This window comes from Nocardioides sp. Root190, assembly GCF_001428565.1.
GTDB lineage: Bacteria > Actinomycetota > Actinomycetes > Propionibacteriales > Nocardioidaceae > Nocardioides.
This window is the reverse complement of the sequence record NZ_LMIA01000010.1, coordinates 709,509-724,623: the sequence shown is the minus strand read 5'-3', so window position 1 is coordinate 724,623 and position 15,115 is coordinate 709,509. Positions and strand designations below refer to the sequence as shown.

At 71.3% G+C, this 15,115-nt stretch carries 10 protein-coding genes; 7 read left to right on the top strand and 3 right to left on the bottom strand.

Annotated elements, in window-relative coordinates:
- Position 1 precedes the first annotated feature (1 nt).
- Positions 2–565: a type 1 glutamine amidotransferase domain-containing protein gene (locus ASE01_RS16230; protein WP_200958866.1), complete on the bottom strand. Its 564-nt coding sequence runs from the start codon at positions 563–565 to the stop codon at positions 2–4.
- 166 nt (positions 566–731) lie between these two features.
- Here ASE01_RS16230 and ASE01_RS16225 point away from each other — a divergent pair, with 166 nt between their 5' ends.
- Genes ASE01_RS16225 through ASE01_RS16210 form a run of 4 tightly spaced genes read left to right on the top strand, consistent with a single transcriptional unit; the run spans position 732 to position 5,483 of the window.
- On the top strand, positions 732–3,017 hold the full coding sequence (locus ASE01_RS16225) for a catalase (RefSeq protein ID WP_321164134.1): 2,286 nt from the start codon (positions 732–734) through the stop codon (positions 3,015–3,017).
- Positions 3,017–4,480 (top strand): FAD-dependent oxidoreductase, encoded by a 1,464-nt coding sequence (locus ASE01_RS16220; RefSeq protein WP_056754221.1) that lies wholly within the window; start codon positions 3,017–3,019, stop codon positions 4,478–4,480. The genes ASE01_RS16225 and ASE01_RS16220 overlap by 1 nt, the downstream gene beginning before the upstream one ends.
- 14 nt (positions 4,481–4,494) lie before the next feature.
- Positions 4,495–4,806, top strand: a complete 312-nt coding sequence (locus ASE01_RS16215; RefSeq protein ID WP_056754218.1) for a hypothetical protein — start codon at positions 4,495–4,497, stop codon at positions 4,804–4,806.
- Positions 4,803–5,483 carry an alpha/beta hydrolase gene (locus ASE01_RS16210; protein WP_056754215.1) on the top strand — a complete coding sequence of 227 codons (681 nt, stop codon included), beginning with the start codon at positions 4,803–4,805 and terminating at the stop codon, positions 5,481–5,483. Before ASE01_RS16215 ends, ASE01_RS16210 begins: the two co-directional genes overlap by 4 nt.
- 17 nt (positions 5,484–5,500) lie before the next feature.
- On the opposite strand, the gene ASE01_RS16205 is transcribed toward ASE01_RS16210, so the two are convergent.
- Positions 5,501–11,074: a carboxyl transferase domain-containing protein gene (locus ASE01_RS16205; RefSeq protein WP_235536049.1), complete on the bottom strand. Its 5,574-nt coding sequence runs from the start codon at positions 11,072–11,074 to the stop codon at positions 5,501–5,503.
- A 173-nt stretch (positions 11,075–11,247) separates the two neighbouring features.
- On the opposite strand from ASE01_RS16205, the gene ASE01_RS16200 reads away from it, so the two are divergent.
- Entirely contained in the window at positions 11,248–12,804 is a 1,557-nt protein-coding gene (locus ASE01_RS16200; protein WP_056754213.1) for a hypothetical protein, read from the top strand.
- 64 nt (positions 12,805–12,868) lie between these two features.
- On the top strand, positions 12,869–13,456 hold the full coding sequence (locus tag ASE01_RS16195; protein ID WP_056754210.1) for a hypothetical protein: 588 nt from the start codon (positions 12,869–12,871) through the stop codon (positions 13,454–13,456).
- A 6-nt stretch (positions 13,457–13,462) separates the two neighbouring features.
- Here the strand turns inward: ASE01_RS16195 and ASE01_RS16190 are convergent, their stop codons facing one another.
- Complete coding sequence (locus ASE01_RS16190; RefSeq protein ID WP_056754207.1) at positions 13,463–14,224, bottom strand: IclR family transcriptional regulator; 762 nt, start codon at positions 14,222–14,224, stop codon at positions 13,463–13,465.
- Positions 14,225–14,349: 125 nt separating this feature from the next.
- Between ASE01_RS16190 and ASE01_RS16185 the strand changes: the two genes are divergently transcribed.
- Positions 14,350–15,114 carry a CoA transferase subunit A gene (locus tag ASE01_RS16185; RefSeq protein WP_056754202.1) on the top strand — a complete coding sequence of 255 codons (765 nt, stop codon included), beginning with the start codon at positions 14,350–14,352 and terminating at the stop codon, positions 15,112–15,114.
- Position 15,115 lies beyond the last annotated feature (1 nt).

Below are 15,115 nucleotides of genomic sequence, written 5' to 3'. Positions count from 1 at the left end.
ACTACGGCGCGGCGACCTCGGCGGAGTCCACGCCGTGGTTGATCGCCTCGAGCAGTGCCGCGGTGAAGGCAGGCAGGTCGTCGGGCTTGCGGCTGGTGATCAGGTTGCCGTCGACCACGTTGCGCTCGTCGACCCAGGTCCCTCCTGCGTTCTCGATGTCCGTGCGCAGGCTCGGCCAGGACGTCAGCCGGCGGTCGCGTACGACGCCCGCCTCGATGAGGGTCCACGGGGCGTGGCAGATCGCAGCGACCGGCTTGCCGGACTCCACGAAGGCCTTGATGAACGCCACTGCTGCCTCGTCGAGTCGCAGCGCGTCCGGGTTGGCGACACCCCCGGGCAGGACCAGGGCGTCGTACTGCTCGGGGGCTGCCTCGCCCACCACGGCGTCGATGTCGACCTCCTCGGCGCGGTCCAGGTGGTCGAACGTCTGCGCCTTTCCCGTCGCGGTGCTCAGCAGCACCGGCTGGTGACCTGCGTCAGCGACCGCAGCCCAGGGCTCGGTCAGCTCGACCCGCTCGGTCCCTTCGGGGGCGATGAGGAAGGCGATCTTCAGCTGGTCGGTCATTCGGGGTCTCCTTTACGTCGACGACGTGATGATCGGTCAGTCGTCCGGTACCCGATGTCACGCGTCCATGTCGGTCCCGAGCCGGTCGACGGCGTCGGGTGCGCGAATCTCCGGGATCAACATCTGCTCTGCGGGTACGGCCGGTCCTGAGGCGAAGGAGGTCCCCATGGCGGACGACGGCAGGACAGTTCGAGTGGTCAAGAAGGCGGTGCGCAGCGCGGTGACGCAGGCGGCCGAGGCAGCGCAGAAGATGGCGGCGGACCGGGCGGCGTCCCGTGCTCCGGGGGCTCCGGCTCCGAAGGCGCCCAAGGCCGCGGAGCCGACCAGGCCGGTCGATCCGCTGCCGCCGAAGCCGGACCAGGCCGGACCCGACCGACGTACCCCGACCGGGACGGAGACGGCGACGACTCCAGAGGACATGGCCCAGCAGGGCCGATTCCTCACCACGTCCACCGGCGCCCGGTTGCGCGACACCGATCACTCCCTCAAGGCCGGGGACCGCGGCCCGACGCTGCTCCAGGACCACCACCTCCGGGAGAAGATCACGCACTTCGACCACGAGCGCATCCCGGAGCGGGTGGTCCACGCACGCGGTGCGGGCGCCCACGGGGTCTTCGTGGGCTACGGCAACGCCAAGCCGGTCTGCCGGGCCGGCTTCCTCGCCCGCGGCAAGGAGACGCCCGTCTTCGTCCGGTTCTCGACCGTGCTCGGGTCACGCGGCTCAGCCGACACCGTGCGCGACACCCGGGGTTTCGCCACGAAGTTCTACACCGACGAGGGCACCTTCGACCTGGTCGGCAACAACATCCCGGTCTTCTTCATCCAGGACGGCATCAAGTTCCCCGATGTGGTCCACGCCGCCAAGCCGCATCCGGACCGCGAGATCCCGCAGGCGCAGAGTGCCCACGACACCTTCTGGGACTTCGTGTCCCTCCACACCGAGGCGCAGCACCACACGATGTGGAACATGTCCGACCGCGGCATCCCGCGCTCCTACCGGACGATGGAGGGCTTCGGGGTCCACACCTTCCGGCTGGTGAACCAGCAGGGGGAGACCGCTCTGGTGAAGTTCCACTGGAAGCCCGTGCTCGGTGTCCACTCCCTCACCTGGGAGGAGGCGCAGATGCTCGGCGGCATCGACCCGGACTTCCACCGACGCGACCTGGCCGACGCGATCGAGTCGGGCGCCCTCCCGCAGTGGGAGCTCGGTCTCCAGGTCTTCGAGGACACCGATGACGAGACGTTCCAGGGCATCGATCTCCTCGACCCGACCAAGCTCGTGCCCGAGGAGCTCGCCCCGGTCCAGCCCGTCGGCCTGCTGACGCTGACCGGGAATCCCACCAACTACTTCGCCGAGACCGAGCAGGTCGCGTTCCACGTCGGCAACCTGGTGCCGGGCATCGACGTGACCAACGACCCGCTGCTCCAGACCCGTCTCTTCTCGTACGTCGACACTCAGCTCACCCGGCTCGGTGGACCGAACTTCAACCAGATCCCGGTCAACCGCCCGCACGCACCGGTCAACGACATGCTCCGCGACGGCTTCCACCAGCACGCGGTGCACGCCGGCGTGGCGCCGTACCGCCCCAACTCGCTGGACGGAGGGTGCCCCTTCCACGCCTCCGGGGCCAGGGACGGGGCGTTCCTCGACGTGGCGGTGCGGGTCGCCGAGTCGGTCAAGCAGCGCGATGTCCCGGTGTCCTTCGCCGACCACTTCAGCCAGGCCCGACTGTTCTGGCTGAGCATGACGCCGGTCGAGAAGCAGCACATCATCGCGGCGTACACCTTCGAGCTGTCCCGCTGCTACGAGGAGACCATCCGGGAGCGCCAGCTCCTCGCCCTCGCACAGATCGACCCGGAGCTGTGCGCCGAGGTCGCGTCGGGACTCGGCCTGCCGGCGCCCGACCCCGACGGCCCGCTGGTCGAGGTCGAGGCCAGCCCGGCGCTCTCCCAGGTGGGCGGTGAGTGGCCGACCGATGGTCGCACGATCGGCATCGTCGTCGCCGACGACGGTGATCTCGACGGGGTCGCCGAGCTCGTGGAGACCATCGCTGACCACCACATGGTCGCTCTGGTCATCGCGCCCCACGCCGGCAAGCTGTCCGACGGCACGGTGGTGCAGCGCACCTTCAGCGGCAGCCGCTCCGTGGAGTACGACGCACTGCTGGTGGCGGGACGTCCCGCTCCGGCACCTGATGCCCTCCCGGCCCGCGACGCCAAGGCCGACGATCCTGCCCAGCCGCTCGATCCTCGCGTCCGGCTGATGCTGGAGGAGTGCTACCGCCACGCCAAGGCGATCGGGGTGTGGGGAGGTGGCATCGAGGCACTCGAGGCCGCGGGGGTCCCGGCCGATGCGGCGGCCATCGTCAGCGGCGCCACGCCTGCGGCGGTCCTCGAGGAGGTCGAGCAGCTGATGCGCGGCCACCGGGCCTGGGAACGGTTCACGGCCTGATGAGCCCGACGAGCTGGGAAAGAGCTCCCGCGCCTCCGCGTCCGCCGATCGAGGGCCGCGCCAGCGACGTCGTGGTGATCGGTGGCGGGATCACCGGACTGTGCACCGGGCTGCTGCTCGCCCGGGCGGGGAAGCAGGTCGTGCTCCTCGAGGCCGACCGGATCGGCGCCCTCGCCTCGGGCCGCAACACCGGCAAGGTGTCGTTGCTGCAGGGGACGAAGCTGTCGCGCCTGCTCGACCACCACCCCCGGGCAGTGGCCGCTGCCTACGTCGAGGCCAACCGCGAGGGGGTCGACTGGCTCGCGCGCTTCTGCGAGGACCACGGCGTCGCGCACGAGCGTCGCGACGCGTACACCTTCGCCGCGACCGAGGAGGAGGTGCACCCGGCGAGGGCCGAGCTGCGCGCCGCGCTCGAGCTCGGTGTGCCGGTGACCTGGCGCGACGAGCTGGACGTCCCGTTCGAGGTGCACGGTGCCGTCGCCCTGGCGGACCAGGTGCAGTTGGACCCGCTCGCGGTGGTGGCGGCGCTCGCCGCGGAGCTCGAGCGGCACGGAGGCCTGATCGCCGAGGACAGTCGGGTGGTCGACGTCTCGTGGGGCGCGGATCCCGTCGTCCGCACGGCCGACGGTCGCGTGTTCGAGGCGCCCCACGTCGTACTCGCGACCGGGACGCCGGTGCTGGACCGGGGCCTCTACTTCGCGAAGCTGGAGCCGCGTCGCTCCTACCTCCTCGCCCACCGGTGGCCCGGCGAGATGCCCGGGATGATGCTCAGCGCGGGCAGTACGGCGCGCTCGCTGCGCGACGCGCCCGGAGGGACGCTCCTGGTCGGCGGCGCCGGTCACGTCGTCGGTCGCGGCGGCTCCGAGCGCGAAGGACTCGACGCGCTCCGGGCATGGGCCGCGACCGCCTTCCCGGACGCTGTCGAGACCCATGCCTGGTCGGCCCAGGACTACACCTCGCACGACGGCATCCCCTATGTCGGCGGGTTCCCGCGCGGCTTCGGTCGGATCCACGTGGCGACGGGCTACGACAAGTGGGGACTCTCCAACGGCGTCAGCGCCGCCCTGCGGATCGCGGGCCGTGTCCTCGGCTCGCGCCCGGCCTGGGCGCGACCGCTGGAACGACGCCTCACCCGTCCCTCGACGGCAGCCACGCTGGTCCGCCGCAACATGGAGACGGGTGTCGTCGCCTCCGCCGCCCTCGCGCGCGCCGTCTCCCATCCCGTGTCGGTCGAGGACGCGCCCGACGGAGGTGACGTCGGCAGGGTCGGGATCGATCCCCGCCCGGTCGGGGTCGCCGACGGGTGCGCCGTCCGGGCCATCTGCACGCACCTCGGTGGGACGCTGCGGTGGAACGATGCCGAGCGCTCGTGGGACTGCCCGCTGCACGGCTCGCGGTTCACCGAGGCGGGCGACGTGATCGAAGGTCCGGCCGTCCGTCCGCTGTCGCCGGCCGATCAGTAGGCGGCAGGAAGACCGTGTCCGTCTACCTCGCGTGGAGCTCCTCACCGATCGCCCAGGGTGTCGCCGGTCCGTGGGTGGAGGTCCGGTCGCTGGCCCCCGGCCTGGCAGCGCTCGAGAGCGACGCCTCGCTGTCGCGGGTCTACCACGAACTCAAGTGGTCGCTGCCCGAGGACACCGCGCTGATGGTGGCCACGCTGCACGACCGTCCCAAGCTCAAGGGGCTCAGTCCCGGGTCGACCACGTGGCTGCGCGACCGGCTTCCCGCTGCAACCGGCGAGGCGACCGGCGAGGCGACCGGCGAGCACGAGCGCGAGGGCGGCCAGTGAGCACGCCGAGACTGGTGGCGGTGCGGGCACCGGAGTCGCCCGAGGGGATCGTGCTGCTCGTCCACGGGGGTGCCTCGCGTCGCGGTCGGATGATGGTCAGTCCCACCCAGCTCTCCGTGCTGCGGATGATCCCGATCGCCCGCCGGGTCGCCCGTGCCGGGCAGGGACGCCTTGCAGTGCACCGCCTGCTGAACTCCTACCGTGGCTGGGACACCAGCCACACGCCGGTGCACGACATCGAGTGGGCGGTCGGCCAGGTGCTCGAGCGGTACGGGCCGGACGTCCCGATCTGTCTGGTCGGGCACTCCCTCGGCGGCCGCGCATCGATCCTGGCGGCCGGACTGCCGGCGGTGCGCAGCGTCGTCGCGCTCGCTGCTTTCGTCTATCCCACCGATGCCGACCGGCTCGGTCTCCGGGATCGGCAGATCCTCTTCGTCCACGGCCTGCGGGACCGGATCGCGCCGGCGCAGCGCGCGCAGCAGCTGGCCGAGCGGCTGGCCCGGTCGAACCGGGTCGGCTTCATCGCGATCCGCAACGGCAAGCACGCCATGCTCGCCGAGCACCGCGAGTTCGGGGGTGCGGCGGTCGACTTCGTCGGCGCGACACTGCTGGACAGGACCCCGTCGTCGCCGGTGGCCGAGGCGATGGCAGGCAAGGGCGTCGTCCACGTGGACTGAGCTCCACCCGCCCCGACTCAGTCCCTGGCGAAGAACTCCTCGATCGTCGCCACGATCCGCGGGCGCAGCGTGGCGCTGCTGACGACGGCATCGACCGAACCGACCTCGACGGCCCGGTGGATGTTGTGGACCCCGTCGAACTCACCGGCGACCTCGCTGATCTTCTCGGAGCGTACGGCGGCCCGCAGGTCGGTCAGGTCGGCTGCCAGCGCTCCCCGCTCCGCGCCGGTCGCCGCAGTGAGGCGGGCCTCGACGGACTGGACCCGGTCGTCGGACGCGGTGCGCTTGTCGACCTCGCCGGAGAAGACCACGGCCGCGGCCGGCGCTCCACCGATGACCGAGGCGAAGGAGCCCTCGACGGCGAGCACGGTCATGGACGGGTTGAGGCGCTTGGAGAACACCACGAACGCGCCACCGTGGTAGCGGGAGATCACGCAGAACACGATCGGGCCGTCGAAGTTGACGATGGCGCGGCCGATCTCGGCGCCGTACTCCAGCTGCAGGTTGCGCATCGAGTCCGGTGAGCCGTCGAAGCCCGACAGGTTCGCGAGGACGACGAGCGGCCGGTTGCCCGACGCCACGTTGATCGCCCGCGCTGCCTTCTTCGAGGAGCGCGGGAACAGCGTCCCGCCGGTGTAGGTGTCGGGGCCGTCGGTCGGGGGGAAGCCGCGTCGACGGATCGGGCGCGACTCGATGCCGAGCAGGCAGACGGGGTAGCCACCGACGTGGGCGTCGAAGACGACGGCGGTGTCCGCGTCAGCCATGCCGGCCCAGCGCTCCAGCGTGGTGTGGTCCTGGTCGGCGATGGCGCGCATCACCGTGCGGATGTCGAAGGCCTTCTTGCGGTCCTTGTTGAAGGCCGGGTCGAAGATCTGGCCGACCGTGGTGAAGTCGCTGTCGGCGTGCTGGTGCGGGAAGACCGAGATGTCGCGGTCGGTCGGGTCCGTGGTCGGTGCCCGGCGCGGCCCGGCCTCGCCCGGCACGACGTAGGTGTGGTCGTAGTGCGCGAGCAGGACCTGGAAGGCGCCGGCGAGGTCGGGCGCCCAGTACTGTGCCTGGCCGTTCGGCCCCATCACCCGGTCGTAGCCGCCGATGCCGAAGTTGTCCTCGGCCGACACCCCGCCGGAGAAGTCGAGCGACTGCTTGCCGGTGAGGACCATCGCGCTGTCCGGCGTCATCACCAGGATGCCCTTGGTGTGCATCAGCATCGTGGCTTCGGCGTTCCAGTAGGGCTGCGCGCCGACGTTGATGCCCGCGACGACGACGTTGATCTCGCCGCCGGCCTGGGTGAACTCGACGATCCGCTTGAGCGCGGCCGCGACCCAGTCCATGTTCTCGGTGCCCGAGTCCATCGAGATCCGGGCGCCGGCCGAGATGGCGAACCACTCGACGGGGACCTTCATCTCCTCGGCCAGGTCGATGGCGGCCATGATCCGCAGGCACTCCTGCTCGGAGACCGCGCCAAGGGCCTTGGTCGGGTCGCCGCAGACGAGCACGCGGGTGACACCCTCGGGGTGGAGCGCGGTCAAGGTGGTGACGACCGCGCAGATCACGCCGGCCTTGTTGAGGCCGTACGGGCGCTCGACCGGCACGAGGCGGCCGGTGTCGTCGAGATCGTGCTCGACCATCGTGCCGCCGGGACCGGCGAGGATGTCGGCGAGCTCGTACGGATAGACCATGCCGCGTCGCCGCGAGCGGACCACCTTGCCGGCGTACTCGTCGAGCGGCTTGAGGGGCTCGGTCGGCGGCGCCTCGACGGCGGCCGTGACCCCCTTGCCGGGCTGGGAGTGGAACCTGAAGTTGACCGGGACCGGCCCGTCGGGCGTCGCCAGGCGGCCGCCAGCGACGACCTCCTCGATGCCGGCGCCGTCGGAGAGCGGAGTGATCTTGCCCTGGAGCGCGGTCAGCTGCGCCGGATCGGCCTCGACGAGCGGCCAGACCTGGACCCACACGTGGTTCATGTCGAGCTTGCTGCCGGCGGTGCCCATCGCGGTCCGGGCGCGGCGGATGGACTCGAGGCAGTTCTCGATCGCGCGCTCGGCGTGCGGGACTCCGACGACCGCACCCTCCTCGTCGCGTACGACGACGAGCTGGCGCACCTGCGCGACGGCGACCAGACGACGGTCGGTGCGGTTCTCCTTGGCGACGCAGTCGAAGAGCAGGACGTCCTCGGTCGAGGGGATCCGGGTGACGTCGAAGTCCTGGAGGCGCCACAGGTTGAGGCGGCGCCCGACCTGCGGGTGCACGCCGCGGACGAGCTGGTCCTCGACGACACCGGAGGCGCTGTCGGCGGCAGGACGGAACTCGAAGTAGTCGACCGTGCGACCCCTGCCGGGGCAGCTGGCGATGGCGACCCGGCGCACGTCGCGGGTCCACGCCAGGCTGCCCAGGATGCGGGCCAGCTCGGCCGAGGCCTCGTCGTCGTCGGCCGGCTGCTCGGGCCAGGCCAGGTAGAGGTCGGCCACGCCGTCCTGCCCCGCTGCCCGCGATGCGAGGTGCTCGACGAGGAGCGGGTCCAGCGTGCCGTCGGCGAGCTCCGCGACGGTTCCGATGGTGCTGAGGATCGCGGAGTCCTTCTCGTCCAGCGTGTAGGTGGCGCTGACGGCCGGGCGCGGCGCGAGGGTCCCGCCGGCGGTGAAGGTGCGGACGTCGCGCAGCCCGAAGTCGTGGTAGTGCCGGCGGATCAGCACCTCCAGCATCGGCTCGTGCTCGCCGCTGAGGCCCTGCTCGAGGCGGTCGGAGAGGAACCGGACGACGGTCTCCGGGATCGCGGCCAGGGCCTCGACCTGCTCGGCGTAGTCCGCGGCCTCCGGGTCGGCCGCGAGCGCGGCGACCTGGTCGGCGACGCCGGCCAGGACCGCGGTGCGCTCGCTGTCGACCTCTGGCTGGTCGAACCAGCGGAAGCGGATGCTGCGGGCGAGGTCGCCGATGACCGGGAAACGCAGCTGGGTGGTGCGGACCAGCCGCTCCAGCAGGCTGCGGGCGCGGGTCGCGAGCTCCTCGGCGGGCGCCTCGTCGGCCGCCCAGCGCCCGAGGATCGCGGTGACCAGCTCGGTCTCGGGGGTGGTGCGCTGCTGCGCGAGGAAGACGCGGTGCACGGCCTGCTCGAGGGCAGAGGTGCGGTCGAGGTCGGCGACGCCGTAGTGCGCCAGCACCCGGGTCATCCGCTCGCTGAACTGGGCGGGCAGGCCGTCCCGGTCGACGTCGAGGCTGCGCAGGTAGGTGTGGAAGTGCTCGCGGGAGCTGTGGACCCGCAGCTCGTTGTGCAGCTCCTCGCCCGCGGGGCGGTTGCGGCTGAGCTCGGCCATGTCGGCGAAGACGGCCAGCAGCTCGACCTCGGCGTCGACGACAGCGGCGCGCGCGCCGGGTCCACCGGCAGCGAGTTCGTCCCTGGCGGCGAGGTACGACGGCAGGGCCGATCCGCTGTCGCGGCTGTCGACGTCGTACCCGAGCAGGACGGCGGACAGGTCGGCGATGCCGCGGGCGGCGCGGTCGGCCGGGTCGCCGGCGAGGGGCACCTGCGGCAGCTCGAGTCCCGGACCGGCCTCGTCGGCCTGCACGGCCTCGACGGCGTCGCCGGCGGCCTCGAGCGGGTCGAGCCGGACCAGCGGTGCGCCGGTCTCGACCTGGCTCCCGGTGATCACCATCAGCTCACGCACCCGCGCTGCGAAGGGCGCGGCGAGCACGGTCTCCATCTTCATCGACTCCAGCACGAGCACCGGGGCGCCGGCCTCGACCTCGTCACCGACCTGGGCCGGGGTGGCGACGACCAGTGCCGGTGCGGGCGAGCGAAGGACCCCGCCCTCGTCGCGGGACACGCGGTGGGTGATGCCATCGACCTCGACGAGCAGCACCGTGCCGTGTGAGGCGGTGACCAGACGGAAGCGACGTCCGCCGATGAACAGGTTGCTCCGCTCGGCGTCGATGCGCACGAGCTCGGCGTCGACGGTCTGCGTGGTGCCGCCGATGGTCAGCGTGGCGCGGTAGCGCCGCGGGCCGACCTGCAGCACCCCCAACTTGTACGACGCCCCGCGGAGCTTGAGGTCGATGCTCCCGCCGACCTCGTGCTGGACCTGCGGACGCCCACCGTGGGCGGTCTCGAGCAGCCGCTCGACCTCGACCTGCTGCTGCTCCTCGTACGCCTCGATCGCGGCGACGACGAGTGCGACGCCGGAGTGCTCGTGCGCGACGAGACGACCCTCGGCGCGGACCCGGTCGATCCAGCCGGTGTCGGCCCACTCGGGGGTGCCGTTGACGACCTCGGGCTGGTCGAGCAGGTCGAGGATGAAGCCCTTGTTGGACACGCCGCCCTCGATGATGACCGTGGTCTCGCCCATCGCCCGGCGGAGTCGGCCCAGGGCCTCCTCGCGGGTGCGGCCGTGGGCGATGACCTTCGCGATCATCGAGTCGAAGTCGGCGGGGATCGTGTCGCCCTCGCCGACGCCCGTGTCGACGCGGATGCCCGGGCCCGCAGGGAGTCGCAACCGCTCGATGCGACCGGGGGAGGGGGCGAAGTCGCGGTCGGGGTCCTCGGCGTTGAGGCGAGCCTCGACGGCGTGGCCGATCTCGCCGGGCCGGTCGCCCTCGAGACGGCCGCCCAGGGCGACGTGGATCTGCAACCGGACCAGGTCCAGGCCGGTCGTGACCTCGGTGATCGGGTGCTCGACCTGGAGGCGGGTGTTGACCTCGAGGAAAGCGAAGGCGCGGTCGCCGGGGTGGTAGAGGAACTCGACGGTTCCGGCGCCGGCGTAGTCGACGGCGAGCGCGAGCCGCTCGGCCGAACCCTTCAGGTCCTCGATCTGGTCGGCGTCGAGCAGCGGCGAGGCCGACTCCTCGATCACCTTCTGGTTGCGGCGCTGGATCGAGCAGTCCCGGACCCCCACGGCCCAGGCGGTGCCCTGACCGTCGGCGATGACCTGCACCTCGACGTGGCGGGCGCCGGTGACCAGTCGCTCGAGGAAGACGATGCCACTGCCGAAGGCACGCTCGGCCTCGTCCCGGGTGCGCTGGTAGGCGTCGGCCAGGTCGTCGGCGGTGTCGACGCGCCGGATGCCGCGTCCGCCGCCTCCGGCGGTCGCCTTGAGCATCAGCGGGTAGCCGATCCGCTCTGCCGCGGCGAGGGCGTCCTCGAGGGTGTTGACGCCGCCGCGACTCCACGGAGCGACGGGCACGCCGACCTCCTCGGCGATGAGCTTGGAGCCGATCTTGTCGCCGAGCTTGCGCATCGCCTCGGCGCTCGGCCCGATGAAGGTGATGCCCAGCCGGGCGCACACGTCGGCGAAGGCCGGGTCCTCGGCGACGAAGCCCCAGCCGACCCAGACCGCCTCGGCGCGGGTCTCGGTGAGCGCCTGCTCGAGCGCCTCGAGGTCGATGTAGGGCCGGTTCGCGGCGCGCCCGAGGAGGTGCGCCTCGTCGGCCTCGCGCACGAACATCGCCGTGCTCTCGACATCGGTGTGCAGCGCGATGGTGGTGAAGTCGGCGCCCTCGGCGTTCAGGTCGCGTACGGCGTGGATGAGCCGCATCGCGGCCTCGCCGCGGTTGACGATCGCGATCCGTCGGAACGTGCGCGAGGAAGAAGCCTGAATGCTCACCCTTGCAGGCTTCCCCACAGGGCGGCATCCGTGCCCGGTTGAAAGTCCCAAGGCTGGAGCGAGCTTCTTGGAGGGTGTTCACAACCAGGGCGCGTCTCCCCGGGTCGGCACGGTTTCAAGCGGGCTCCGCCGGGGCACTCGATCTTCGCCCGTACTGCAGAAGGGAACCCCCCATGACCGCCGACAGCGTCCGCGCGGCCCTCGAGGAGCTCAAGGAGCCTCTCGTCGAGGCGGTGATCAACGCCTACATGAGGAAGAAGCTGTCCGCCGACGTCGACAACTTCTACTTCGATCCCAGCGAGGAGGGGGGCTCCTGCGAGGCGGGCGAGTTCCGCTACAAGCTCCCCCGCGCCTTCGCCGACAAGGGCGTCTACTGCTACTACCCCAGCGGCGTGTGGAAGATCGACCACAACATCGCGAGCGACGTCACGACGTCGGCGGGGGACAAGAACATCGAGGGAGAGCACGTCTCGCTCCCCGACCTGGTGCCCATCTGGGACGAGATCCGGACCGAGATCCACTCCTGGATCGACCCGTGGATGGATGCCGTCGATCCCGACGACTTCTCCGACCAGGTCGCGAGTGTCGTCCTGATCGCCCAACAGCTCCACATCGGCGAGTCGACCACCACGACCCAGTCCAGCCCGGACGGCACGGCCCGGACCCTGTCGGCAGTGACCGACATCCAGTCCGCCGTGGACGACAGCAAGTCGGACCTGACGCTCATGTCCGGGGGCGCGGTCCGCAGCCTGCAGCTGAGCTACACCAACGACGTGGGGCGCACGATCTCCGGTCAGCAGAACCTGGCTGCTGTGGCAGCCCTCGCCCTCGCGGCCGAGGTGATGGCATGGACCGAGTGCTACACCACGCTCACCGAGTTCCTGAAGGCCGCGACCGCCGACTTCAACAGCTTCGCCAACGCCACGGACGGCTCCGGCCCGAGCTTCACGCCCGTGGCTCTCAGCGCCCTGTCCGGTGCCGCGACCGTGGTCGCCGGTACGGCGGTGTTCCCGCCCGCCGCGGCGGCAGCTGCGGTGGTCGCCGGCATCGCCACCGTCGCCGTCGCCTTCTGGCCCAACGACTCCTACGCGGCGAGCAAGGACGTGCGGGTGGTCCTCGAAGGTGGTGACTACACCGCCCTCCTCGGCTCCTTCATGTCCAACGTCCGCGAGATCGAGGACGACGTCTTCCGGGCCGAGTACGCCATCGGCCGGATGTGCCGCTCGGCGGTGGAGGACATGTACGAGAAGCCTGACAACTACTCGATCGCCCGCCGCCTCCGCAGCGGTGAGCGGCAGCCCAACGATCCGCTGCAGAGCTTCCTCGACGCCGACGTGGACCTGGTGGTCAAGCCCCGCCTGATGCGTGACATCGCCGGACGCATCGAGACGATCAGCAGGCACCAGCGCGGACTCGCCTCGCGACTCAGCGGCGACGCCTCCGCTCTCGCCTCGGCCCACTGGAGCCGCCCCGCCCTGCACGGTGACACGATCGGCTACGGCACCACCGGCGCGTTCGACCAGTACGCCGACCTGGTGAACCAGCTGGTCGACCTGCTCGTCGACGAGGCGCGCACGTCCCACCGGGTCGCGGTCCAGTGCCTGGACCTGGCCACCGACTTCGAGCAGACCGATCTCGGGGCCAAGGAGGAGCTGGCCAAGATCAACCGCGGGCTCACCCACCTCCATCAGCAGTTCAACACTGTCGATGACTCCAGCTGGAAGGGTTGAGCGGATGGTCTCGTCCTCACCTCGGTCGATCGGGTCGGTCGCTCTCTCCCGACCAGCCGGGCGGTTGGCCGCGCTGACCGGCCTGGTCGTGCTCGCCCTGGTCGGGGCGAGTGCCTGCGACGACGCCGACGGGCCCGACGAACCGGGCCCCACGACGACACCGGACGGACTGACGACCCCGGGCTCCGAGCTCGAGCTCGGACAGCCGGCCGTCGTTCCCACGTCCGAGGGTGACGGCGTCGCCGAGCTGACGATCGAACGGGTCGACGCAGGTACGGCGCAGGACCTCCAGCAGCTCGGCGTGACCGACTTCTCGGAGTTCGGGGGCCGGGCACCGACCCTGTACCTGCTGCGCCTGCAGATCGACTGGGTCTCCGGCGCCCGTCCCGTCCTGCTCGACGCCAAGCACGTCAACCTCTGGTCGGGCGACGAGCTCGTGGACCCGCTGCCACCCGAGGTGCTCGGGGCCACCTCGCCCTGCGCCACCGGCGGCTTCGACGACTCCGCCGGGCCGGGGGCGAGCATCGACAGCTGCATGGCCTTCGTGCAGGCATCGGACGCGGAGCCGGCCGACCGGATCACCTTCTCGAGCGGCGCGGACGGCGGCTACTGGCCGCCCGACGACGCCGAGCTCACCTGGCCCCTGCCCTGAGCTCGGTCAGTACGCCCCCATCCGCCCGGTGAGCGCATGCGCCTCGTCCATCAGCATCCGCCCCAGCTCGGCCTGCCGGGGCGGCGCGAGGCGCGACTCGATGCCGGTGATGCTCAGTGCCCAGCGCGGGCTTCCCTGGCTGTCGAACACGGCCGCGCCGAGACCCCAGCTGCCCTCGACGATCAGGCCGGCGTTGACGGCGTACCCCGTCGCGCGTACGACGGCGACGCGCTCCCGCAGCGAACCGGGGGAGTGGGCCGGGCCGTGGCGCTCGGTCAGGTCGACGCTCGAGAGATAGAGCTGGCGCTCCCGCTCGGGAAGGAAGGCGAGGACTGTGAGTCCGGCGGACGCGACGCCGAGCGGGAAGCGGATGCCCTCGTGCAGGACGTGGGAGCGGACAGGGAAGCTGCCGTCCTCGCGCAGCAGGCACACCGTCTCGTCGCCGCGGCGGACCGAGAAGAACGCGCTCTCCCCGGTCTCGTGGGCGATCCGGCGCACCGACTCCCGTGCAGCGGGGGTGATGTCGTGGCGGGTCGTCGCGGCCGCGCCGAGCAGGAAGCACTCGGGGCCCAGGTGCCAGTCCGCGCTCACCTGGTCGCGTTCGACCAGGCCTTCGCCGGCGAGCGCGACCAGCAGGCGATGGGTGGTGGGGCGGGGGATCGCGGTCGCGTCTGCCAGCACCGTCGTCGACGCGCCGTCGGGTTCGCGGGCGGCGAGTGCGCGCAGCAGGACACCGGCGCGGTTGATCACGCTCGGTCCCTGGTCCATGAGGTCGAGGGTAGTCGTTCACTGAGTGGACGCATGTGCGATCAACTGATCGGCAACCGAGAATCTGAGCGTCAATCAGCGGTCATTCATTGACCGGAGTCGGTGGGTGACCTTGACTCGTCACCATGGACAAGGTCTTCCACTCCGCCGCCGACGCGGTCGCTGACATCCCGGACGGAGCGACCCTCACGGTCGGCGGGTTCGGGCTGTGCGGGATCCCCTCGGTGCTCATCGGTTCCCTCCTCGACGCCGGCGTGCGCGACCTCGAGGTCGTGTCCAACAACGCGGGTGTCGATGACTGGGGGCTCGGCCTGCTGCTGGCCGCCGGGCGCCTGCGGCGCGTCGTGGCCTCCTACGTCGGGGAGAACAAGGAGTTCGCCCGGCAGTACCTCTCCGGCGAGCTCGAGGTGGAGCTCACCCCGCAGGGCACGCTCGCCGAGCGCATGCGCGCCGGTGGCTCCGGCATCGCGGCGTTCTACACCCGCACCGGTGTCGGGACCCAGGTCGCGGAGGGCGGTCTCCCGTGGAGGTACGGCGACGCGGGCAACATCGTGAAGACCTCGCCACAGAAGCCGGTGATGGTGTTCGAGACGCAGGACGGCGAGCGGGAGTTCGTCATGGAGGAGGCCATCACCTCCGACTTCGGACTGGTCCGCGCCTGGAAGGGCGACCGCCACGGCAACCTGGTCTTCCGCCAGTCGGCGAGGAACTTCAACCCGTTGGCCGCGATGGCCGGACGGATCACGGTCGCGGAGGTCGAGGAGCTCGTCGAGCCCGGCGAGATCGCCCCGGACGACGTGCACCTTCCGGGCGTCTACGTCCACCGGGTCGTCCCGCTCACACCGGAACAGGCCGCTGACAAGCGGATCGAGAAGAGGACGGTGCGCTGAG